Here is a 22,956-nt window from a genome sequence, read left to right on the forward strand (position 1 = left end):
CCTCGGGCAGGATGCGCCGATGGCCGTGTTTCCGGGTACGCCGATCAACGAGGGATCGACGACCAGCGGACGTACGGCCGGCGCACCCTCGAAAGGGGCCACCCGCCGCGCACTGCCTCCCATCCGGACTTTCACCGTCGGTCCAGGAATTTCACCTGGTCAACCGGCCGCTGGCTGCGGACGGGTCGCGGACTATACCGCCGGTTCGGAATTACACCGACCCCGGAGTGCGCTGCTGCTGATACAGGGCCAGTGTGCCACGGCCGACGACGGTCGACAGGAGCGGGGTCCTGTGGGCTGGGTCACAGCCCCTCGGAGAACTCTTCTATGGTCCAGACCTATTGACGCACTGGTCTAGTCCTTTTAATGTCCGTGTCACCTCCGAGGTACCGGTCCGGCGGCGTGCACTCCTCGGGCCCAACACGCTCCACCCCCCTGTTCGTTGCGTTCGTCCGACCCCCGCGCCCGAGGGCGTGGGGAGACTCCCCGCCCCAGGAGGAACCGATCGTGCTGTCCCCCACGACCAAGAGAGCCTCGCTGCTCGCGTCCGGCGCCGCCGTCGCCGGACTGCTGCTCAGCTCGCTCTCCGGTGGCGTCTCGTACGCGGCCGACAACGAGTCCTGTCGCCCCGACGGCCTGTACAAGACCCCGGGCGTCGACGTCCCCTACTGCTCGGTCTACGACGCCGACGGCCGCGAGAAGATGGGCGCGGACCACCAGCGCCGGGTCATCGGCTACTTCACGGGTTGGCGCACCGGCAAGAACGGCGAGCCCGCGTACCTGGCCAAGGACATCCCGTGGGACAAGATCACCCACATCAACTACGCCTTCGGTCACGTCGGCAGCGACAACAAACTGTCCGTGGGCACGGACGGCCCGGACAACGCGGCCACCGGAATGACCTGGCCCGGCGTCGCCGGTGCGGAGATGGACCCCGGGTTCTCCTACAAGGGCCACTTCAACCTGCTCAACAAGTTCAAGAAGCAGCACCCGAACGTGAAGACGCTGATCTCGGTCGGCGGCTGGGCGGAGACGGGCGGCTACTTCGCCGACAACGGCGACCGGGTCGCCTCCGGCGGCTTCTACTCGATGGCCACCAACGCCGACGGTTCGGTCAACCAGGCCGGGATCGACACCTTCGCCACCTCCGCCGTCGACTTCATCCGGAAGTACGGCTTCAACGGCGTCGACATCGACTACGAGTACCCGACCACGATGAAGGACGCGGGCAACCCGCTCGACTGGCAGCTCGCCAACGCGCGCCGCGCCGGTCTCGTGCAGGGCTACGCGGCGCTCATGAAGTCCCTGCGCGAGAAGCTGGACACGGCGGGCGCCACCGACGGCAAGCACTACCTGCTGACCGTCGCCGCCCCCTCCTCCGGCTACCTGCTGCGCGGCATGGAGACCTTCCAGATGCAGAAGTATCTGGACTACGTCAACATCATGTCCTACGACCTGCACGGCGCCTGGAACGAGTACGTCGGCCCCAACGCCTCCCTCTTCGACGACGGGAAGGACGCCGAACTCGCCGCCGCCAACGTCTACGGCAGCCAGCAGTACGGCAACATCGGCTACCTCAACACCGACTGGGCCTACCACTACTTCCGCGGCTCGATGCCGGCCGGCCGCATCAACATCGGCCTGCCCTACTACACCCGCGGCCACAAGAACGTGCAGGGCGGCACCGACGGCCTGTGGGGCAAGGCCTCCGCGACCACCTGCCCGGCCGGATCCGGCCTGACCAAGTGCGGCGACGGCGCCATCGGCATCGACAACCTGTGGCACGACAAGGACACCAACGGCGTCGAGTCGCCCGCCGGCTCCAACCCGATGTGGCACGCCAAGAACCTGGAGAAGGGGATCGTCGGCGACTACGTCACGCAGTACGGCTTCCCGGCCGGCACCACCCTGACCGGCACCTACGCCCGCAAGTACGACTCGACCCTGGTCGCGCCGTGGCTGTGGAACGCCGAGAAGAAGGTCTTCCTCTCCACCGAGGACGAGCAGTCCGTGGCCGCGAAGGCCGACTACGTGGTCGACCGCGGCATCGGCGGCACCATGGTCTGGGAGATGGCCGGTGACTACGCCTGGAACGCGACCAAGGGCCAGTACGAGATGGGCTCCACGCTCACCTCGCTGATGTACGACAAGTTCAAGGCGGCCGCCCCGTACGGCGCGAAGAAGTCCAACGCGACGCTGCCGACCCAGGCCGTGAAGATCGACACCCAGTTCACCGAGTTCAAGCTGGGCGACTCGAACTACCCGATCACGCCGAAGATCAAGATCACCAACAACACGGCGACGACGCTGCCCGGCGGCACCGAGTTCCAGTTCGACTACGGCACCTCGGCCCCGAGCAACGCCTCGGACCAGTCCGGCTTCGGCACCAAGGTCATCAGCAGCGACCACACCGGCTCCAACGTGGGCGGGCTGAAGGGCGACTTCCACCGCGTGTCGCTCAAGCTCCCGGCCTGGCAGTCGCTGGCCCCGGGCGCAACGATCGACCTGGCGTTCAACTACTACCTGCCGGTGTCCACCCCCTCCAACTGGACGGTGAACATCAACGGCACGGCGTACGCCCTCGTCGGTGACCTGGCGCGCGGCACGACGGTCGTGGAGCCGGGCACCACCACCCCGCCGACCACCCCGCCGACGACGGAGCCCACGACCCCGCCGACCACCACGCCGCCCACCACCCCGCCGACCACCGAGCCCCCCACGGGCTGCACCGCACCGGCGTACGTGGCCGGCACCATCTACACCGGCGGCACCGAGGTCTCCCACAACGGCCACACCTGGAAGGCCCAGTGGTGGACCCAGAACGAGGAGCCCGGCACGACCGGCGACTGGGGCGTCTGGAAGGACCTCGGCGCCTGCTGACGCCCCCTCCCCAACCCCCGGCGGCGGACTTCACGGCCCTTGCCGCCGCCGGGCCCGCTTCGCGCCGCGCCCCCCTGTCCGGGGCGCGGCGCGTCCGCGTGCGCACGGGCCGCACGGGCGCTCCGGCGGTGAGGAGCCCCTCGACCGTCGTCGCTGCGCACGGAGGCCCGCGCCCCGAAACGGAGCGCGCCCTAGGGGAACAGCTGTTCCTGCGCTGCGTCCCGGGCCCGGAGCAGGGCTCCGCGGAGGACCGCCGCGTCCCCGAGGGCCGTGGCGCGGACTTCGGTGCGCAGCGGTGAGAGGGCCGCGAGCTCGGCCCCGACCCGCGCGGCGAGTTCCGGTCCTCCCCGGTGCCCCGTCTCCCCTCCGAGGACCACGCAGCCGGGGTCGAGGACGGACACGACCGCAGCCGCACCGACCGCGAGGCGGTGGGCGAGGGCGTCGATGAAGGGACCGCGCCCCTCGGCGAGCGCCTCGACCGGATCGACCCCGTGGGTCGCGGCGAGCTCCCGGACGGCCGCCACACAGGCGAGCTCGTGGAAACCACCGTCGCAGCCGGTGGCCGAGGGCAGCCCCGAGGTGCCGGGAACGGGGAGGAAACCGATCTCGCCGGCTCCGCCCGAGGCCCCCCGCCGGAGCTTCCCGTCGAGGACCACGGCGGAACCGACGCCCTGACCGAGCCAGAACAGGACGAAGTCCTCGCGGTCGCGGGCCGCGCCTTCGCGGAGCTCCGCCACGGCGGCGAGGTTGGTCTCGTTCTCGGCGAGGACCCGGGCGGGGAGGCGCTCCTGCAGGACGGTGACGAGCAGCCGGTGCCAAGCGGGCAGCCCCGAGGAGTCGCGCAGCTCACCGGTGGTGGGGTCGATGAGGCCGGGAGCGCCGATGACCACGCTGTGCAGCCGGTCGGCGCCCGCGTCCTTCACGGTCCGCTCCAGGAGCTCCACCGCCTTCTCGACGGCGGGTGCGGTGCCGCCCTCGTCGCCCACCGGCACGGTGGCCTCGGCGAGCGTGGCGCCGAGGAGATCGGCGACGGTGACGGAAACCGAACGGGTGCGGACGTCGAGGGCGGCGAGGTGCGCGCGGTCGGCGACGATCCCGTACAGCTTGGCGTTGGGGCCGCGGCGCTCGGCCCCGGCCTCGCCGACGACGTGCACCAACCCGGACTCCTGGAGGCGCTCGACCAGGTCGGCGACGGTCGGGCGGGAGAGTCCGGTGAGCGTCTTGAGCTGAGCGGCCGTCAACGGGCCTTCGTCCTGGAGCAGTCGCAGGGCGAGCCGGTCGTTGATGGCCCGTGCGGTGCTCGGGGATGCGGCCATGCGGCGATCCTCTCAGACTCGCGGAGGGCTGGGCTTCCCTCGAAAACTATTTATCAGGCAAGGTTCCTGATAGTTTACGCGACACACCACGACCCCCGGGAGGGCCCATGGCGGCGCGGACCGTCACCAGCACCGAGCACCTCCGACGCGCGCGCCTCGCCGTGGCCGCCGTCTTCTGCGTCCACGGTGCGGTCACCGGCAGCTTCGCGACCCGGATTCCCTGGATCCAGGAGCACGCGGGCGTCAGCGCCGGACAGCTCGGACTCGCGCTCGCCTTCCCCGCACTCGGCGCCTCCCTCGCCATGCCGCTCGCCGGAGCCGTTTCCCACCGCTTCGGCGGTCGCACGGCGCTGCGCGGCCTGCTCGTCCTGTGGACGCTCTCCCTCACGCTCCCCTCGCTCGCCCCGAACATCTGGGGGTTGTGCGGCGCGCTCTTCGTGTACGGGGCGACCGCCGGCATGTCCGACGTGGCGATGAACGCGCTGGGCGTGGAGACCGAGATCCGGCTCGACCGGTCCATCATGTCGAGCCTCCACGGCATGTGGAGCGTGGGCGCCCTGCTCGGCTCCGCCGCCGGCACGGTCGCCGCCCACCTCGGCGGCGACGCCCGGCTCCACCACCTGGTCGCGGCCCTCGCGCTCACCGCGCTGGGCCTGGTCTTCTGCCAGGGGGTGCTCGACGTGCGCGGCGCCCCGGAGGAAGAACCGCCGCCGCGCTTCTCGCTGCCGCCGAAATCCGCCCTGGTCATCGGCGCCGTCGGTTTCTGCGGGGTGTTCGCGGAGGGTGCCAGCCTCGACTGGTCGGCGGTCTACCTGCGGGACGCACTGGACGGCTCGGCAGGGGCCGCAGCGGCTTCCACCACCGCCTTCGCCCTGACGATGTCAGTGGCCCGCTTGGCCGGCGACCGGGTCGTGGACCGCTTCGGGGCGGTCCGCACCGTACGGGTCGGGGGCGCCGTCGCCACCCTCGGCGGCCTCCTGGTGGTCTTCGCCCCGCACGCGGCGGTCGCCATGGCCGGTTTCGGCCTGATCGGCCTCGGCATCGCGGTCGTCGTCCCGCTGGCCTTCGCCGCGGCCGGGCGCAGCGGCCCGAACCCCAGCCAGGCCATTGCGGGCGTCGCCACGATCACCTACACCTCGGGGCTCATCGCCCCCTCGGCGATCGGTGGCATCGCCGATGCCACCTCCCTGGTCGTCTCCTTCGGTCTGGTCACCCTGCTGACCCTGGGACTCGTGTGCGGCGCGGGCGTGCTGAGGGCCGGGGGCCGCGAGACGGCGCCCCCGGCGCCGGCCCCGGTACGGAGTGCCGGCCCGGTCGCCTAGACCGGGTTCACGACGGCCTTGGCCCCACCGCCCGTTCGACCACTCCCCCGCTCCCCCACGCCGGCGAGACCACCGCTTCCCCGTCAGCCGCCGGGGACGCGCGAACACCGAGTCGTCGATGACGACGTCCCTCCTCGGCAGCGGGTCGACTTCCTGGAGGTGGATGCGCTCGGCGGCCTCTTCGACCAGCATGCTGCGCTCGGCGGAAGCCGCCGGAGGAAGGGGCTGCCGCCAGGAAGGAGCCGCATGGTGCACGTCCGCCCGTGGTGATCTCGTGGAGGCGAACCTATCGACCGGTTCAACGTCCGGGAAGGCCACGCCTCAGCACTCGGAGCGCCGCCCCTCCCCACGGGCTCGATGAAGAGTCCCGGGGCCGTCGCCTTCGACGCGGGCGGCTCCACGACCGTGGACGGCACCGCACTCCGCACGGTCGTCGTCATCACCGGGCACCACGTGCTGCGGGCCTTCGGCCCGGCCCGGCCCGAGGACCGGGAAACGCCGTGGGACTTCCGGTACGGGCCCGTGGGACGGGGCCCGAGGACGCGTCGAAGAGCCGAGTGATTCGCCCGTTCTGGGGAAGCCCGGCCGGAGGAGTTCCCTCCCGGCCCCCGCGACTGGAAGCCTGCCCCCATGGTGCAGACCCAGCGGATCGGGCAGGAACTCGGGCAGTTCGTCGCGGTCGACCCCGTGGTGGACCGGATGCGGGCGCTCCGCGCGGCGTGGCATCCCTCGGACGGCGTCGCCGTCTTCAACCGGGTCTACCTGACGGTGACCGAAGAGATCGGTCACGCGATCGCATCGGACGCGTTCACCGATCGGCGGGCTGCCGCCACCCTCGACGTGCGGTTCGCCGAGCGCTACCTCGCGGCCGTCGACGCCGTCACCACCGGTCGACCCGTCCCCGCCTGTTGGCGACCCCTCTTCCACTACCGGCGCCACCCCGGCGTACGGCCGCTGCAGTTCGCGCTCGCCGGGATCAACGCGCACATCGGACACGACCTGGCGCTCGCGGTGGTCGACACCTGCCGGACCCTGGAGTGCGCACCGGCCGACCTGGAGGACGAGTTCGACCGGGTCGGCGACGTCCTCGTCCTCCTGGAGGAGCGCATCCGGGAGGAACTGATGCCGGGCCCGGACCTCTTGGAGGTCGCGGACCCGCTCACCCACCTGCTCGGCTGCTGGAGCCTGGACCGGGCCAGGGACGGCGCCTGGCTGGCCGCGCGGTCGCTGTGGCAACTGCGCGGCCTCCCCGAGTTAGCGGGGGAGTTCACCGAGCGCCTCGACCGGTCGGTGGGCCTGGTGGGGCGGATGCTGCTGACCCCCCTCGCCAGGCCCTGACCCCGGTGTCGGCACCGGTGCTCAGTCCTCCGGCAGCTCGACCGGGGCGATCTCTTCGTACACGTCGCCCGGCCCCGGGTTCGTGGCGTCGGTGCCGCCGCCGAAGTGGTGCATCACGCCCCAGACCGCGTTGAGCGCCGTCTGCACCGCTCCCTCGGCCCAGCCCGCCGTCCAGGAGATGTCGTCGCCCGCGAGGAAGATGCCCCGCTTGTCCTCGGGCAGCCGGTCCTGCATGAAGTGGGTGAACAGGCGGCGCTGGTAGCGGTAGTGGCCGGGCAGGTTCGCCTTGAAGGCCCCCATGAAGTAGGGCTCGTTCTCCCAGGAGACCGTGACCGGGTTGCCGATGATGTGCTTCCGGATGTCGACCTTCGGGTAGATCTCGCCGAGCGACTTCAGCATGACCTCCATCCGCTCGTTCGCCGAGAGCGGCAGCCACTTCAGGCTGTCGTCGCACCAGGTGTACGAGAGGCAGATGACGGCCGGCTTGTCCGGGCCGTCGTCCAGGAGGTAGGTGCCGCGGGTCATCCGGTCGGTGAGCGTCATCGACATGACGTCGCGGCCCGTCGGGTTCCCCTCGTCGTCGACGGCCTCGTCCAGCCAGAACGGCCGGTCGACGGGCACGAAGAGCTTGGAGGACTCCATGTAGTGGGTGCGCTCGATCGCCGTCCAGTGGTCGATCGGGAAGAGCGAGTCATCGCAGGCGATCTTGGACAGCAGCATCCAGGACTGGGCGGTGAAGATCGCCGCCGGGAAGGTGCGGATGTCGCCGGAGGCGTCGGTGACCGTGATCCGGTTGCCGGCGGTGCGGTTCAGCCGGGTCACGGCCGGCTTCGGGGAGCCCTCGTGCAGGGAGCTGAGGGAAGTGCCCGGCGCCCAGTGGACGATCTTCTCCGGCTCGCGCTCCCACAGGCGCAGCGGCAGCTGCTGGGAGCCGCCCACGATGCCGCGGTGGTGGTCGTCGGCCTCGGTGTAGACGACGCGGAGGATCTCCAGGATGGAGTTCGGGAAGTCGGTGTCCCAGCCGCCGGTGCCGAAGCCGACCTGGCCGAAGATCTCGCGGTGGCGGAAGGACTTGAAGGCCTCGGACTCGCAGAGGAAGCCGTAGAAGGTCTGGTTGTCGAGCTTCTCGACGAGCTTGGACCAGATCTCGCGGATGCGGGGGACGTCGCGCTCCCGCATGGCCTGGTTCATGTCGGAGAAGTCGGCGCCCTCGTCGAGGCACTTGTTCCAGGCGTCCGCCACGTCGCGGTAGACCTGCGGCAGGTCCGCGATGGTCTCGGCGTAGTGCGACTCGCCCTTGAGGTCGACGACGGTCGACGGGGTGGCCTCGGCGAGCGGGTTCGGGAAGGGGCTGGTCTCCAGACCGACGAGGTCGATGTAGTGCTGGAGCGCGGTGGAGGAGGGCGGGAAGCGCATGGCGCCCATCTCCGCGGTCAGGCCTTCGGCACCGGTGCCCTCGAAACCGACGGTGCGCAGCCGGCCGCCGATCTGGTCGGCCTCGTAGACGACGGGCTTGAGGCCCATCTTCATCAGCTCGTACGCGGCGATGATGCCGGAGAGGCCTCCGCCGATGACGGCGACCTCGGTGCCGTGCTCGGTGGCCGGTATCTGGCCGAGGCCGGCCGGGTGGGCGAGGAAGTCGTCGTAGGCGTAGGGGAAGTCCGGACCGAACATCGTGATCGGCGGCTGGCCGTCGCTGTGCGGAACGGCGGTCGTGGGCACCGTGGACGTCATGGGGTACGGACTCCTTGCGCGGAAAGGGGGTGGGGCGGCGGGGGCTGGGGCTCAGACGAGGGGGCCGTAGAGGCCGGGGCGCCGGTCACGGAGGTAGGGGTTCTCCTCGCGGGAGGCTGCGAGGAGGGCCGGGTCGACCTCGCCGACGACGAGGTCCTCGCCCCGTCCGGCGCGGGCCCGGGGGGTGCCGTCGGGGCCGGCCAGGGTGGAGAGGCCGACGAACTCGAAGTCGCCCTCGGGGCCGGTCCTGTTGGCGTACGCGATGTAGAGCTGGTTCTCGAAGGCGCGGACCGGCACCACGGACAGGGGCACGATCTCGGCCGGGTGCATGAGCGCGGTCGGCACGAGGAGGAGGTCCGTGCCGGCCAGTGCGTGCGCCCGGACGTTCTCGGGGAACTCGACGTCGTAGCAGATCATCATGCCGACGGTGAGTCCGTGGAGCTCCGCCTGGACGACGGCACGGTCACCGGGGGTGAACCAGGCGAGCTCGAAGTCACCGAAGAGGTGCGTCTTGCGGTACTGCGCGAGGGGGGCTCCGTCGGCACCGATGAGCTGTGCGGAGTTGTACAGGACGCCGTGCTGATCGGCGTCCCGCTCCGGATATCCGTAGCCGATGGCCAGCCCGTGACGTGCGGCGATCACCGCGACGGCGCGCGCGGAGGGCCCGTCGGCCGGTTCGGCCAGACGCGCCAGGTCGGCGCCGATGGCGTAGCCGGTGAGGAACAGCTCGGGGGCGAGCAGCAGGCCGGCGCCGGCGGCTGCGGCCCGGGCGGCGGCCTCGTCGAGGACCTTGAGGTTGGCGGCCACGTCACCGAGCTCTCCGGAGCTCTGGAGCAGGGCGGTGCGCAGCGCGGGCATGGGCGGTCCTTGGTGCTCGGAGTACAAGGAGAAGACGTAAAAAACGGTACGGTTTCGTGCTCGGCCGGGACAAGGCGGCAGCGTTGCGGACCGACCGTCGAAGCGTTGCGCGATCCGCGGCCGGAGCGTCGATTCGTTGCGTGCGGCTCGGAGCGGGGGAAGGATCCCCGCCGCGTGCCGTTCGAGGAGGTCGTGGAGGGGACCGGCGGCGTTCGAGGGGACGGACGATGTTCGAGGTGGCGTCCCTGCGGTGCGGCCGGACGGCCGGGCGGACCGCGCAACGGCTCGGGGCGCTGCGGGAAGCACGGCCCGCAGCGCCCCGAGTGCGAGGGACGGTCCTCCTCCTCAGGCGGGCGAGCCCGAGGAGAAGCGCCGCAGGAGCGGCGAGAGCACCAGGACGGACTTGGTGCGCTCCACGAAGGGCTCGCCCGCGATGCGTTCCAGGACGCGCTCGAAGTGGCGCATGTCCGAGGCGAAGACCTGGACGACGGCGTCCGCGTCGCCGGTGACGGTCGACGCGGACACCACCTCGGGGTAGCGCTCCAGACCCCGCCGGATGTCGTCGGGCGAGGTGTTGTGGCGGCAGTAGATCTCCACGAAGCCCTCGGTCTCCCAGCCGAGCGCCGCCGGGTCCACCCGTACGGTGAAGCCGGTGATGGCGCCCTCGGCCCGGAGCCGGTCCACGCGCCGCTTCACCGCGGGCGCGGAGAGTCCGACCATCGAGCCGATGTCGGCGTAACTGCGTCGGGCGTCCTCCGCGAGGGCGTGGACGATGCGTTCGTCGAGGTCGTTGAGTCGCACTACGGGTGGATCACTTCTCTGCTGAGGGCTCTGCCGGGGCCAGACGGGAGCGGCGCATGCCGTACAGGAAGTAGAACACGAGCCCGGCGGCCATCCAGCAACCGAAGACCCCCCAGGTGAAGGCGTCGAGGTTGAACATGTTGTAGGCGCAGAAGACGAAGCCGAGCACCGGGAAGACCGGACCGAGCGCCACCTTGAAGGTGCGCGGCATGTCGGGGCGGGTGACGCGGAGCACGATGACCGCGATGTTGACCAGGCCGAAGGCGAAGAGGGTGCCGATGCTGGTGGCGTCGACGAGCTTGCCCAGCGGGACGACGGAGGCGAGCAGGCCGCAGAAGAGCGACACGATGACCGTGTTCACGCGGGGGGTGCCGGTCTTGCCGCTGACCTTGCCGAAGACCCTGGGGACCAGGCCGTCGCGGGACATCGCGAAGAGGATGCGGGTCTGGCCGTAGAGGACGGTGAGGACGACGCTGGCGATGGAGATGACCGCGCCGGCGGCGAGCATGGTGCCCCAGAAGGTCTGGCCGGTGACGTCGTTCATGATCGCCGCGAGGGTGGCCTCGGAGCCCTCGAACTCCTTCCAGTTCCACGCCCCGACCGCGACGGCCGCGACCAGGACGTAGAGCACGGTGACGATGAGCAGCGAAAGCATGATCGCGCGGGGCAGGTCGCGCTTGGGGTCCTTCGCCTCCTCGCCGGCCGTGGAGGCGGCGTCGAAGCCGATGTACGAGAAGAACAGACTCGCGCCGGCGGCGCTGACGCCGGCCGTGCCGAGCGGCATGAAGTCCTTGTAGTTGCCGGACTTGAATCCCATGAAGCCGATGGCGCAGAAGAGCACCAGAGCGGCGATCTTCACCACGACCATGATCGTGTTGATCGCGGCGGACTCGCGGGCGCCACCGAGCAGGAACACCATCGCGAGCAGGACGACGATCAGGCCGGGCAGGTCGATGACGCCGCCCTCGCCGGGCGCCGAGGAGAGGACCTCGGGGATCGTGAAGCCGAGGGTCCCGTCGAGCAGTTCGTTCAGGTAATCGCCCCAACCGACCGCCACGGCCGCGACGGAGACGCCGTACTCCAGCACCAGGCACCAGCCGCACACCCAGGCGACGAGTTCACCCATCGTTGCGTACGCGTACGAGTAGGAGGAGCCGGCGACCGGTATCGTGCCGGCCAGCTCGGCGTACGAGAGCGCCGAGAACAGGGCCGTGAGACCGGCGATGACGAAGGCGATCGTGACGGCCGGACCGGCCTTCGGGACGGCCTCCCCGAGGACCACGAAGATGCCGGTGCCGAGCGTGGCACCGATGCTGATCATCGTCAGCTGCCACATCGAGAGCGATCGACGGAGGCTGCCGCCCTCACCCTGCCCTCCCTCGTTGACCAGGTCTTCCACTGGCTTTCGACGGATGAGCGCGCCAAGGGCGGAGGTCTTCGAGGTGGTCGCTTCGTCGACCGGCGGGGCTGCGCCTTGATCCAGCACTGCGGAGGCTCCTTATCGCTGCCTGTGGTTGAGGAGGCGACCGCGGCGGTGTGTGCGGGCATGCCGGAGCAAGCCCGCGGGGGACGGGGACCGCCGAGCAGGCGGTCGCCGCCACTCCTGGTACGGGGCACGAGCCTAAGGGGCGGAGGTTCGCAGTCGTAATGCAGTGTTGTTGCGCAATCCCGCATGATCATTGCGCACTTCGGGCGCAGGCGGGTAAACATTGCGTTCACCCGCATGAATCGGCACATCGGGGTGTGAACCGGCACGGTCACGCAGAGGGACTCCTCACGCCCGATGACCGATCCTGCGGGCTGCTGACGCACCTTCCCGACGACTTCCGATCGGAGGCACCAGTGGGCTGGCTCGACCCGGCTCCCTATCTGCGCGGCACGGCCTGGCTGGACGGGGACCGGCCCGTGCGCGCCGATCCCGAAGACCTCGCCCGGCTGCCGTGGGACACCGCCGAGCGGGCCGCGCTGCCCATCGGCGTGCGGATCGAATTCAGGGCCGCGCCCGGCACGCGCGCGGTGGAACTGCGCTACCGGGCGGCCGTCCCCCCGGCGGACGACCCGCTGCGCGCACTGCGGCACTGCTTCGCCCTCTGGCAGGGCAACCGGTTCGTCGGGGAGACCTGCACCGCTCCGGCCGCCGAGGCCGTCGTCACCCTTCCGCTGCCCGCGCACGGCGGCGTCTTCACCGTGCACCTGCCGGAGGGGCAGGCTCCGGTGCCACTCGCCCTGCGCGCCGTCGGAGGGCACCTAGCCCCCGCCCCGCCCCGGCCGCGCTGGCTCGTCCACGGCGATTCCATCACCGAGGGCTGGTGGTCGACCCGCCCGGCACATTCCTGGCCGGCCACGGCAGGGCGGCTGCTGGGCCTGGATCCGGTCAACCTGGGGTACGCGGGCGGGGCCAGGGGCGAGCTGCCGCTGGCCGAGCAGCTGGCGCGGCTCCCCGGCGAAGCCGTCACCCTCGCCTTCGGCACCAACTGCTGGTCCCGGGTGCCCGCCACCGCCGACTGGCTGTACGCAACGGTCCGCGCCTTCGTCGGACTCGTCCGCCGGGGCCATCCCGACAGCCCGCTGCTGATCGTCTCCCCCGTGCTGCGCCCGGAGGCCGAGCACACCCGCAACGCCCTCGGCGCCACCCTGACGGAGCTACGCAGGGCCATGGAGCGGGCCGGTCGGGACCTGGCGGCCGAGGGCGACGGCCGGTTGTCGGTCCTCCCGGGGCGCCCGCTGCTCGGCCCGGAACACCTGGCCGACGGCCTGCACCCGAACGACGCCGGACATGCCCGGATCGCACGGGCCGTGGCGGAGGCCCTGGGCCCGTGCCTCCCGGGCACGGCCGAGGCCTGACCCGGCGGATGCCGCGCGGGAAGGGCGGCGGGAAGGGAACGGGACGGAAACGCCGTGGGCCCAGGGAACCTCCCCGGGGCCCACGACGCACGCGGGACTAGCTCCAGCTGGCGTGGAGCGGCTTGCCCTCGGCGTAGCCGGCGGCGGACTGGATGCCGACCACGGACTTCTCCTCGAACTCGGCGAGCGAGGCGGCACCGGCGTAGGTGCAGGAGGAACGGACGCCCGCGATGATCGAATCGATCAGGTCCTCGACGCCCGGACGCTGCGGGTCCAGGAACATGCGCGAGGTGGAGATGCCCTCCTCGAACAGCGCCTTGCGGGCGCGGTCGTACGCGGACTCCTCCGAGGTCCGGTTCTTGACGGCGCGGGCCGAAGCCATGCCGAACGACTCCTTGTAGAGCCGGCCGTTGGCGTCCTGCTGGAGGTCGCCCGGGGACTCGTACGTGCCGGCGAACCAGGAGCCGATCATCACGTTGGAGGCACCGGCGGCGAGCGCCATGGCGACGTCGCGCGGATGACGGACGCCACCGTCGGCCCAGACGTGCTTGCCGTACTTCTTCGCCTCGGCGGCGCACTCCAGGACGGCGGAGAACTGCGGGCGCCCCACGCCGGTCATCATGCGGGTGGTGCACATCGCGCCGGGGCCGACACCGACCTTGATGATGTCCGCGCCCGCTTCGATGAGGTCCTTGACGCCCTCGGCGGCGACGATGTTGCCCGCGACGATCGGCACCTGCGGGTCGAGCCCCCGCACCGTGCGGATCGCGCTGATCATCGACTCCTGGTGGCCGTGCGCCGTGTCGATGACGAGGGTGTCGACACCCGCGTCGAGCAGCTGCTTGGCCTTGCCGGCGACGTCGCCGTTGATGCCGACGGCGGCGGCGATCCGCAGCTTGCCGTCCTTGTCGACGGCCGGGCTGTAGAGGGTCGCGCGCAGGGCGCCCTTGCGGGTGAGGATGCCGACCAGCTTGCCTTCGGCATCCACCGCGGGGGCGTAACGACGGTTGGCCCCGTCGAGGGTGTTGAAGGCCTCGCGCGGGTCGATGTCGGCGTCCAGGAGCAGCAGGTCCTTGGACATGACCTCGGAGAGCTGGGTGAAGCGGTCCACGCCGGAGAGGTCCGCATCGGTGACGACGCCGACCGGGCGGCGGTTCTCGTCGACGACGACACCGGCGTCGTGGGCGCGCTTGGGCAGCAGGGACAGCGCGTCGGCGACGGTCTGGTGCGGCTCCAGGACGATCGGGGTGTCGAGCACGTGGTGACGGCTCTTCACCCATCCGATGACGTCGGTGACGACCTCGATCGGGATGTCCTGCGGGATGACGACCAGCCCGCCGCGGCGGGCGACGGTCTCGGCCATTCGACGGCCGGCGATGGCGGTCATGTTGGCCACGACGAGCGGGATCGTCGTCCCGGTTCCGTCCGGCGAGGAGAGGTCCACCGCCTGGCGGGAACCGACGGCCGAGCGGCTCGGCACCATGAACACATCGTCGTACGTCAGGTCGTAGGGCGGCTTGACGTCATTGAGGAAACGCACGTGCTGACATCCCAGTCGTTCGGATCGGCCCCTAGGCATTTCAGCCAGGGGAAAAAGCACGTAGTTCATTGTCCCACGCCCGTACGAATACCAGCCCCGGGCTGATCCTCCGAGGCTTACGGCAGGCGCTTCGTACGATCCTCCGAAGGGGCCCCGAGGGCAAGGAGGACGGAGAGGCCACCGGGGCTCTCGTCGACGGCCGTGGCGAAGACCTCCTGGGCCGTCCGCCAGTCGTGCGGGTGGGTCTCCGCGTACCCCTGCCAGCCGGTCACCACGAGGGTGACGGGTCCGGGCAGGTCGCCGAGGCAGTCCGCGAGGGCGTCCCAGTTGCGACCGAACCAGTCGGGCAGGGCGAGCACCTCGGCGATGCGGTCCATGAACACGGCCTTGTCCGTGACTCCGGACAGGTCCAACAGGACGGGGTCCTCATGCCTCATCGGCGACCACCTCCCGGAAGCTCGCGTAGTGGTCGGCGGTGTAGTACGCCTCGCCGTTCCCCCCGGTCACGATCCGGCGGGCCCCCCGATCGCGTGCACCGGGGGTCTTCACGGTGTACTCGTGGTAGTAGCCGCGCGCCTCTCGGGGCAGCAACCGCTCGAAGTTGGAAAAGACGGCGCCGTCCTTGGCGTACGGGAAGGGACCGCCGCGCGCGATGAGGTCGAGGGTCCGGTGCGCCTCGGGCGGCAGCTCCGACATCCGCACGACGGGGAGTCCGGAAGCCCCGACGCCGGTGGCGGCCGTGGGGGTGCGGGGAGCAGCCGGGGCGGCACCGCCACCGGCCGAGGAGCACCCGGCCAGGAAGACGGCGAGGACGAGCGCGAGGAGCACGCGCAGGGGCCGGAGCAACATGCCCCGAACATACCGTCACGGAACGGCTCCGCCCCCTCGCCGACGGGCAGCGGCGCTCAACTGCCGTCGGGGTCCTTGCGGTCGAGGGCCGGGTGCGTGCCCGGGTTCGACTGGGTCAGCAGGTAGTCCGCCGCGGCACGGTCCGTGACCAGGCTGGTGACGAGGCCGGAGCGGAGCACCGCACCGATCGCCGCCGCCTTGCGCTGGCCGCCCGCGATCGCGACGACCTCGGGGATCCGGCGGAGCCGATCCGCCTCGACGGTGATGCAGCGCTCGCCGAGGTCACGACCGACCCGGCGCCCCTCGGCGTCGAAGAGGTGGGCGGACATCTCGGCGGCGACGCCCAGCGAGGCGTAGTGGGCGCGCTCGGCGTCGGAGAGCATGTCGTGCACGGTCGAGATGCCCGGCTCCCAGGAGCCGATGGAGACGCAGGCGACGGTCACCTTGTCGAAGTACTCGAAGGCACGCGCGATGCCGGTCTGGTTGCGCAGGGCGGCGGCCGTCGCCGGGTCGGGCAGCAGCATGGGCGCATAGATGGGGTGGGCTTCCCCGCCCGAGACCTGGGCGGCGCGGCGCACCGCTTCGACCGAGCCGCGCTCCGCGGTCCCCGCGTCGTACACGCCGGTGAGCTGGACGACGGTGCAGGGCGGCAAGCGGTCGAGGGCCGCCGCCATGTGGATGGTGGAGCGGCCCCAGGCCAGGCCGAGGACGTCGCCCTCGGTGACCAGCTCGCCGAGCAGGTCGGCCGCGACCTCTCCGAGGTTCTCCGGGTCGGGGGACTCGTCGTCGCCCTCCGCCGGGGACTCCACGACGACCGCGTGCCGCAGCCCGTAGCGGGCCCGCAGCGCGTCGGAGCGCTCGGCGTCCAGCTCGGCCGGTACGCGGATCTCGATCCGCACGAGATCGCGCTCCAGGGCGGTCTCCAGCACCCGGGCCACCTTGAAGCGGCTCACGCCGAACTCCTCGGCGATCTGGATCTTGGACTTGCCCTCGAGGTAGAAGCGGCGGGCCATGGCCGCCGCCTGCACCAGCTCCGCGGGGCCCATCCGCAGGGCTGATCGTCCCGCCGACATTCCCGCCACCGCGATCTCCTCACTGCTGTTCACGTACCGCTGTTCAGGTACCGCTGTTGTTCACACTTTGGACTCGCCGTCCATCCTGTCAGATCCGGCGGGCCTTGATCAGTCCTGTCGACGGCCCGACGGACCGCGTTCATCCACCGGAAGCTCAGTGGCCACACGCCCACGCGGCAGAGGCCGTCGCCGCCTCCGCGCGGGCCCGGAGCGAGGCGACGGCACCGGCCGGATCCGTCGCTCCGTACACCGCGGAACCGGCGACGAAGACGTCGGCGCCGGCTTCGGCACACCGCTCGATCGTGGACTCGGAGACCCCTCCGTCGACCTGGAGCCAGAGCTCCAGACCGTGCTTGGAGATCAGTTCACGGGTGCGGCGGATCTTGGGCAGCATGATGTCGAGGAAGGCCTGTCCGCCGAAGCCGGGCTCGACGGTCATGATGAGCAGCATGTCGAGCTCGGGGAGCAGGTCCTCGTAGGGCTCGATCGGAGTGGCCGGCTTGAGCGCCATCGAGGCGCGCGCCCCCTTGGCCCGGATCTCCCGGGCCAGCCGCACCGGTGCGGCGGCCGCCTCGACGTGGAAGGTCACCGAACCCGCACCGGCCTCCACGTACTGGGGGGCCCAGCGGTCGGGGTCCTCGATCATCAGGTGGCAGTCGAGCGGGGTGTCCGTCGCACGGGCCAGCGAGTCCACGATCGGCACGCCCAGCGTCAGGTTGGGCACGAAGTGGTTGTCCATCACGTCGACGTGCAACCAGTCGGCCCCGCCGACCGCCTTCGCCTCATCGGCGAGCCGGGCGAAGTCCGCGGACAGAATGCTGGGATTGATCTGCGCCATGTGCCAAGCCTCCCACGTTCTTGGGCACTTCTTTGCCGCTGGGCGGTTCCGATTCCGGTCCAGACCATTTTCGGTACGAAGTGACGAGTCCAGGACCCGTACGGACCGGGAGATTACGGTCAGGCGATCGAAGGGGGGACGACCGAGCGGTCAGCCGGTTCGGCGCAGCAGCGCCAGGTACATGGCGTCCGTACCGTGCAGATGCGGCCACAGTTGCACGTCCGGCCCCTCGCCGAGCGCCGGAACGCCGGGCATCAGCGGGCGGGCGTCGATCAGCTCGGCACCGCCCACCTTCTTCAGGACGTCGTCGACGACCACCCGGGTCTCGGCCAGGTGCGGCGAACAGGTCGCGTACCCCACCACGCCGCCGACGCGCACGGCCCGCAGGGCCTCGGTGAGCAGGGCCCGCTGGAGCGGGGCGAAGGCGTCCAGGTCCTCGGGACGGCGGCGCCAGCGGGCCTCGGGACGGCGGCGCAGGGCGCCCAGCCCCGAGCAGGGCACGTCCATGAGGACCCGGTCGAAGGAGCCGGGACGCCACGGCGGGCGGGTGCCGTCGGCAGCGATCACCTGGTAGGGGCCGGGGTTGCCGGCCAGGGCGCGCTCCACGAGACGGGCGCGGTGCGGCTGCTTCTCGGAGGCGAGCAGCGCGGCCCCCCGCTCGGAGGCGAGGGCCGCGAGGAGCGCGGCCTTGCCGCCGGGCCCTGCGCAACCGTCGAGCCAGCGGCCGTCGGCCCCGTCCAGGGGGGCGTTCGCCAGGGCGATCGCCACCAGCTGGCTCCCCTCGTCCTGGACCCCGGCCCGTCCCTCCTTCACCGCCCCGATGGCACCGGGCTCACCGCCCTCGGCCATCCGCAGGGCGTACGGCGACCAGCGGCCGGGCAGGGTCTCGGTGGCCGCGGCGAGCTCCTCGGTGGTGGCACGACCGGGCCGGGCGACGAGGGTGACCTCGGGGCGCTCGTTGTCCGCTTCCAGGAGGTCCTCGATCCCGGCGCGACCACCGCCGAGGGAGTCCCACAGCGCAGAGACGACCCAGCGGGGGTGCGAGTGCACGACGGCGAGGTGGTCCTCGGCGTCCTCCTCGTACGGTGGGGCCACCTGCTGCACCCAGGCGTCGAGGTCCTGCTGCGAGATCTTGCGGAGCACGGCGTTCACGAACTTGGCCCGGCCGTCGCCCAGCACCACCCGGGCCAGCTCGACGCTGGCGGAGACGGCGGCGTGGGTCGGGATCCGGGTGCCGAGGAGCTGGTGGGCGCCGAGCGACAGGACGTCGAGGACGGGCGGGTCGACCTCGCGCAACGGCCGGTCCACACAGGCCGCGATGACCGCGTCGTAGGTGCCCTGGCGGCGCAGCGTCCCGTACACGAGCTCGGTGGCGAGCGCTGCGTCCCGTCCGTCGAAGTCGCCCTTCTCCCGGGCCTTCTTCAGGAGCGGCGGCAGCACCAGGTTCGCATAGGCGTCCCGCTCGTCCACCGCCCTCAACGCCTCGAAGGCCAGCATCCGGACGGGGTCCTTCTGGGGCCGCCGGTAGGGCTTGTGGGGACGACGACGTGCCTGCTCGCTCAAAAGGTGCTCCGCGTGACGTGCTGAAGAGGGTCGAACGCTCCCAGCCTACGTCGCCCGCGGAGCCGCCCGCGCCTATGCTCCCAGCCGCTCACCGGGGGCGATGCGCACCCCGCGGGCCCAGTCTGCGGCCTTCATCGGCTTCTTGCCCTGGGGCTGCACCCAGAGCAGCTCGACGGCGTACGAGCCGGTGCCCGCGTAGACGTCGTTCTTGCCGGCGACGAGTTCGCCCGGGGCGAGGTCGGTGCGGTCCGGCAGGGGGGCGACCTGGATCAGCTTGAGGCGCTCGCCGCGGAAGACCGTCCAGGCACCGGGGGCGGGGGTGCAGCCGCGGACCACGCGGTCCACCCGGAGCGCGGGCGCGGCGAAGTCGACGTGGGCGTCCTCGACCTGGATCTTGGGGGCGAGGGTGACGCCCTCGACGGGCTGCGGAACGGCCTGGAGCGCACCGTCCTCGATGCCGTCCATGGTCGCGGCGAGCAGGCCCGCACCCGCGAAGGCGAGCCGGGTGAGCAGGTCGCCGCTGGTGTCGGTGGGGCGGATGTCCTCGGTGACCACCCCGTAGACCGGGCCGGAGTCGAGGCCCTCCTCGATCAGGAAGGTGGAGGCGCCCGTCACCTGGTCGCCGGCCATCAAGGAGTGCTGCACGGGCGCGGCACCGCGCCAGGCGGGCAGGAGCGAGAAGTGCAGGTTGACCCAGCCGCGGGCGGGGATGTCGAGGGCGACCTTCGGCAGCAGGGCGCCGTAGGCGACGACCGGGCAGCAGTCCGGGGCGATCTCCCGCAACCGGGCGAGGAAGTCCTCGTCGCGGGGCCTGGCCGGCTTCAGCACCTCGATCCCGGCCTCCTCCGCCCGCTGGGCCACCGGGCTGGCGACGAGCCGCCGACCGCGCCCCGCCGGGGCGTCCGGTCGGGTGACCACGGCGGCCACCTCGTGCCGCCCGGAGGCGAGCAGGGCGTCCAGGGCGGGAACGGCGACCTCGGGGGTGCCTGCGAAGACGAGCTTCATGGGGGGCGACTGCCTGTCTCTCCGGGGGCGTTGTGGGCGACGCACCAGTCTAGGCGGGACCTCGCGAGGGGGCGTACGGGAGGACGAGCGCCCTGCGCATATGCGTCTGCGCCCCCGCACCGTGACCCAACTCCCGGTGGCGCGTTGGTCAAGAGAGATTGACCGAACCGGGCCGCTGTTCCCCTCCGGCGGCCCGCCCCCTTGATGCCGGTTCGAGAGGCTTTCACATGGCCGAACACGCAGCCCACGACGCCCAAGCCCGGGCGAGCCTGCACCTGCTGGTGCGGGACATCGAGCGGGTCCGGCGGCAGGTGGACGCACTGCGCACGCTCACGGCCCAGCTGGGCAACGTCTACCGACCTCGCCGCTCCGGCCCGTCGACGGGCTTCGTCGTCTACGGGCGCGCGCCAGCCCCGACCGTACGGCTCGCCCAGGAGCTGCGGGACAGCGTCGAGACCCTGGTGACCGCCGCGGTGGACTTCGACCGCTCGCTCGGATTCTCCTGGGACGCGGTGGGCTCCGCACTCGGGGTCACCAAGCAGGCCGTCCACCGCCGCTACGGCGCTCGGCGCGCGCCCCAGCAGGGCGCGGCCGTGGAGCAGGAGCAGACGGTGGAGGCCGGTGCGCCCCACACGCTCCCCTCGGTCCCCGCCGCCCGCTCGATGCCGCCCCAGCCCACCTCGGGCAGCTCCACCCTCCGCGAGGACACCCGCGCCTCGGCCCTCCCCGGACCGCGCAACGGCTGATCGCCCAGGACCCGCGGACAGCACGGCCGCCCCGCCCCGACAGGGGGCCGGGCGGCCGCGGTGCGTCCGGGAACGCCCCCTCAGCCGATGTCCGGGGGGTCGATGCGGATCCGTACCGGCTCCGCTCCGCCGCGTGCCAGCCGTGCCGCCCGGGCCTGCTTCAGGGCCGCCGCCAGGGCCGCGCCGCCGCCCCGGGGGACCCGGACCAGGGCCCGGTCCCACTGCTCGCCCGCCGGCGGATCGCCCGGCCTGCGGGGACCTCCGGCGCGGACGACGGGCAGCGGCACGGGCCCGAGCACCTCGGCGCCCGCCGGCAGCCCGGCCGTCGCCAGGAAGCCTTCGACGGCCGCCGGCGGTCCGGTCACGGCCGCCATCCGGGAGACCGGAGGAAAGCCCAGCTCGGTCCGCTCGGCCAGCTCGCGCTGGGCGTGCCCGACCGGGTCCCAGCGGACGAGCGCCTGCACCGGACGGAGCGTCGGCTCGGCGACCACGACGACCGTGCCGCCCTCGGCCTGCCCCCGGACCAGGGAGGCCGCATCGATCCAGCGACGCAGCGCCTCCTCTCCGGCACGCAGGTCGGGACGGCCCAGCATGGCCCAGCCGTCGAGGAGCAGCGCGGCCGCGTAGCCGCCGTCGGCGACGGGCTCGGCCCCCGGCGTGGAGACGACGAGCGCGGGGCGGCCGGGCACGCTGTCGAGGACGTGGTCACGCCCGGAGGTCCGCACCGGAACCGCGGGAAAGGCCCGGCCGAGTTCCTCCGCCGTCCGTCGCGCGCCCACGATCTGGGCCCGCAGCCGGGCGGAACCGCATTCCGCACAGTGCCAGTCGTCGGCGCCGCGTCCGCACCAGCCACAGCGCAGTTCCTGCTGCTCGGGGGCTTCCAGGGGGCCGGCGCAGTGTCGGCAGCGGGCGGGCGTGCGGCAGCGCTCGCAGGCCAGTCTCGGCACGTACCCCCGGCGGGGCACCTGCACGAGGACCGGTCCGGTCCGGAGCCCCTCCCGTACGGTCCGCCAGGCGAGCGAGGGCAGTCGGGCGGCGCGCGCGGCCTCGTCCCGGGCGAGCTCGCCGTCCCCCACCGTACGGATCAGGGGGGCCGCCTTGCGGACTTCCTCCCGCCCCGGTCTGAGCGGCTTCGCCCAACCGGATTCGACGAGCTGGGCGGCCTCGACGGTGCAGCTCGGGGAGCCGAGGAGGAAGGCGCAACGGTCGCGGGCGGCGCGCAGGAGCAGCACCTCGCGCGCATGGGGCTGGGGGGCGTGCGGCTCGCTGTGGCTGCCGTCGCCGTCGTCCCAGATGACAACGAGCCCGAGGTCCTGCACGGGAGCGAACATCGCCGCCCTGGTGCCGACGACGGCCCGCACGGCGCCGCGCCGCACGGCGAGCCATTGCGCGTACCTCTTCTCGGGGCCCGCCTCGGCGGTGAGCAGCGCGTGCCGCCCCTCCCCCAGGATCCCGGTCAGCGCCGCGTCGACCCGGCCGGCGGCCCGCCCGTCGGGGACGACGACGAGGGCGCCCCGCCCGGAGGCGAGGGTGGCGGTGACGGCCCGGGCGATCTCCTGGGCCCAGTGGGGCCCCGGCAGGGCGCTCCACACGGCGCGGGGGGTCCCGCCGCGCGCGAGGGAGTCCAGGAAGGCCGGGCCGCGCTCGTACCGCGTCCAGCTCCCCGGCTCCGGCGGCCCGGGCGGCGGCAGCGGGGCCGGGGAGGGACGGGACTCGGCGCGGGCGCTGCGCGGCGGCACGGCGAGCTGCAGCACGTCGGCGAGGCTTCCCGCGTAACGGTCGGCGACGGCCCGGGCGAGGCCGAGCAGTTCGGGTCCGAGCACCGGCTCGGGCGAGACGACGTCGGCGAGCGCGGCCAGCGGCCCGGAGTAGTCCGAAGCGGCCCGGCGCTCGACGAGGAACCCGTCGATGAGCCGACCGCCTTCGCGCCGCCCGTTCTTGACCTGGTGGGCGCCCGCGCCGAAGCGCACCCGGACCCGGACCCCGGGCCGGGCGGCCCCGTCCAACTCCTCGGGGACCGCATAGTCGAAGAACTGGTCGAGGTGGAGGGCCCCCTTGTTGACGACGACCCGGGCGACCGGCAGCTCCTTGGCCAGCGCGGCCCCCCGCCAGGTCCGCGGCTTGGCCCGCGGCACCTTGGCCTTCCGCACGGTCTCCCGGATGAGCGCGAGCTGCTCGGGCTCCTCGTGCTTCTCGTCGTCGCTGCTCACGGCCCCATACCTACCAGACGTCACCGACAGCCGGACACG

19 protein-coding genes and 1 riboswitch are annotated in these 22,956 nt (G+C 72.2%); of the genes, 6 read left to right on the plus strand and 13 right to left on the minus strand.

Going from position 1 to position 22,956, the window contains the following annotated elements; all coding sequences use genetic code 11:
* Positions 1 to 105: 105 nt before the first annotated feature.
* A riboswitch (FMN riboswitch) is annotated at positions 106 to 235 on the minus strand.
* Between the two features lie 272 nt (positions 236 to 507).
* Complete coding sequence (locus ACFW22_RS18615; RefSeq protein ID WP_386405412.1) at positions 508 to 2,880, plus strand: chitinase C-terminal domain-containing protein; 2,373 nt, start codon at positions 508 to 510, stop codon at positions 2,878 to 2,880.
* 191 nt (positions 2,881 to 3,071) lie between these two features.
* Here the strand turns inward: ACFW22_RS18615 and ACFW22_RS18620 are convergent, their stop codons facing one another.
* Positions 3,072 to 4,196: an ROK family transcriptional regulator gene (locus ACFW22_RS18620; RefSeq protein ID WP_386405415.1), complete on the minus strand. Its 1,125-nt coding sequence runs from the start codon at positions 4,194 to 4,196 to the stop codon at positions 3,072 to 3,074.
* 107 nt (positions 4,197 to 4,303) lie between these two features.
* Between ACFW22_RS18620 and ACFW22_RS18625 the strand changes: the two genes are divergently transcribed.
* The 3 genes from ACFW22_RS18625 (at position 4,304) to ACFW22_RS18635 (ending at position 6,856) form a co-directional block, all read left to right on the plus strand.
* Positions 4,304 to 5,518, plus strand: a complete 1,215-nt coding sequence (locus ACFW22_RS18625; RefSeq protein ID WP_386405418.1) for an MFS transporter — start codon at positions 4,304 to 4,306, stop codon at positions 5,516 to 5,518.
* Positions 5,519 to 5,875: 357 nt separating this feature from the next.
* Positions 5,876 to 6,079 carry a hypothetical protein gene (locus tag ACFW22_RS18630; protein ID WP_386405421.1) on the plus strand — a complete coding sequence of 68 codons (204 nt, stop codon included), beginning with the start codon at positions 5,876 to 5,878 and terminating at the stop codon, positions 6,077 to 6,079.
* Positions 6,080 to 6,148: 69 nt separating this feature from the next.
* Positions 6,149 to 6,856 carry a DUF5995 family protein gene (locus ACFW22_RS18635; RefSeq protein WP_386405424.1) on the plus strand — a complete coding sequence of 236 codons (708 nt, stop codon included), beginning with the start codon at positions 6,149 to 6,151 and terminating at the stop codon, positions 6,854 to 6,856.
* A gap of 21 nt (positions 6,857 to 6,877) precedes the next feature.
* Here ACFW22_RS18635 and ACFW22_RS18640 read toward each other — a convergent pair whose 3' ends face one another.
* From ACFW22_RS18640 to ACFW22_RS18655, 4 genes are all read right to left on the minus strand, one after another.
* Complete coding sequence (locus ACFW22_RS18640; RefSeq protein WP_386405427.1) at positions 6,878 to 8,590, minus strand: flavin monoamine oxidase family protein; 1,713 nt, start codon at positions 8,588 to 8,590, stop codon at positions 6,878 to 6,880.
* Positions 8,591 to 8,641: 51 nt separating this feature from the next.
* Positions 8,642 to 9,448: a carbon-nitrogen hydrolase family protein gene (locus ACFW22_RS18645; RefSeq protein WP_386405430.1), complete on the minus strand. Its 807-nt coding sequence runs from the start codon at positions 9,446 to 9,448 to the stop codon at positions 8,642 to 8,644.
* Between the two features lie 345 nt (positions 9,449 to 9,793).
* Positions 9,794 to 10,249, minus strand: a complete 456-nt coding sequence (locus tag ACFW22_RS18650; RefSeq protein ID WP_384887623.1) for an Lrp/AsnC family transcriptional regulator — start codon at positions 10,247 to 10,249, stop codon at positions 9,794 to 9,796.
* Positions 10,250 to 10,259: 10 nt separating this feature from the next.
* A complete protein-coding gene (locus tag ACFW22_RS18655; RefSeq protein WP_386405434.1) occupies positions 10,260 to 11,735 on the minus strand; it encodes an amino acid permease in 1,476 nt (491 codons plus the stop codon).
* 356 nt (positions 11,736 to 12,091) lie between these two features.
* On the opposite strand from ACFW22_RS18655, the gene ACFW22_RS18660 reads away from it, so the two are divergent.
* Positions 12,092 to 13,093, plus strand: a complete 1,002-nt coding sequence (locus tag ACFW22_RS18660; protein WP_386405437.1) for a GDSL-type esterase/lipase family protein — start codon at positions 12,092 to 12,094, stop codon at positions 13,091 to 13,093.
* Between the two features lie 97 nt (positions 13,094 to 13,190).
* On the opposite strand, the gene ACFW22_RS18665 is transcribed toward ACFW22_RS18660, so the two are convergent.
* From ACFW22_RS18665 to fmt, 7 genes are all read right to left on the minus strand, one after another.
* Positions 13,191 to 14,633: a GuaB1 family IMP dehydrogenase-related protein gene (locus ACFW22_RS18665; protein ID WP_386405440.1), complete on the minus strand. Its 1,443-nt coding sequence runs from the start codon at positions 14,631 to 14,633 to the stop codon at positions 13,191 to 13,193.
* 116 nt (positions 14,634 to 14,749) lie between these two features.
* Positions 14,750 to 15,070 (minus strand): barstar family protein, encoded by a 321-nt coding sequence (locus tag ACFW22_RS18670; protein ID WP_386405443.1) that lies wholly within the window; start codon positions 15,068 to 15,070, stop codon positions 14,750 to 14,752.
* Positions 15,060 to 15,482 (minus strand): ribonuclease domain-containing protein, encoded by a 423-nt coding sequence (locus ACFW22_RS18675; RefSeq protein ID WP_386405446.1) that lies wholly within the window; start codon positions 15,480 to 15,482, stop codon positions 15,060 to 15,062. The genes ACFW22_RS18670 and ACFW22_RS18675 overlap by 11 nt, the downstream gene beginning before the upstream one ends.
* A gap of 56 nt (positions 15,483 to 15,538) precedes the next feature.
* Positions 15,539 to 16,588, minus strand: coding sequence for a sugar-binding transcriptional regulator (locus ACFW22_RS18680; protein ID WP_386405449.1), 1,050 nt, complete (start codon positions 16,586 to 16,588; stop codon positions 15,539 to 15,541).
* Between the two features lie 121 nt (positions 16,589 to 16,709).
* Positions 16,710 to 17,393: a ribulose-phosphate 3-epimerase gene (rpe, locus tag ACFW22_RS18685; protein ID WP_386405452.1), complete on the minus strand. Its 684-nt coding sequence runs from the start codon at positions 17,391 to 17,393 to the stop codon at positions 16,710 to 16,712.
* Between the two features lie 150 nt (positions 17,394 to 17,543).
* A complete protein-coding gene (locus ACFW22_RS18690) occupies positions 17,544 to 18,956 on the minus strand; it encodes an RsmB/NOP family class I SAM-dependent RNA methyltransferase (RefSeq protein WP_386405455.1) in 1,413 nt (470 codons plus the stop codon).
* Positions 18,957 to 19,028: 72 nt separating this feature from the next.
* The gene (gene fmt / locus ACFW22_RS18695) at positions 19,029 to 19,961 is read right to left on the minus strand and encodes a methionyl-tRNA formyltransferase (protein ID WP_386405458.1); all 933 of its coding nucleotides are present in this window, start codon (positions 19,959 to 19,961) and stop codon (positions 19,029 to 19,031) included.
* A 227-nt stretch (positions 19,962 to 20,188) separates the two neighbouring features.
* Here fmt and ACFW22_RS18700 point away from each other — a divergent pair, with 227 nt between their 5' ends.
* On the plus strand, positions 20,189 to 20,707 hold the full coding sequence (locus ACFW22_RS18700; RefSeq protein WP_386405461.1) for a hypothetical protein: 519 nt from the start codon (positions 20,189 to 20,191) through the stop codon (positions 20,705 to 20,707).
* Between the two features lie 80 nt (positions 20,708 to 20,787).
* On the opposite strand, the gene ACFW22_RS18705 is transcribed toward ACFW22_RS18700, so the two are convergent.
* Positions 20,788 to 22,917, minus strand: coding sequence for a primosomal protein N' (locus tag ACFW22_RS18705; protein ID WP_386405463.1), 2,130 nt, complete (start codon positions 22,915 to 22,917; stop codon positions 20,788 to 20,790).
* Positions 22,918 to 22,956: the final 39 nt, after the last annotated feature.

The sequence above is a fragment of the Streptomyces sp. NPDC058872 genome (assembly GCF_042743065.1).
In the GTDB taxonomy this organism is placed as follows: Bacteria; Actinomycetota; Actinomycetes; order Streptomycetales; family Streptomycetaceae; genus Streptomyces.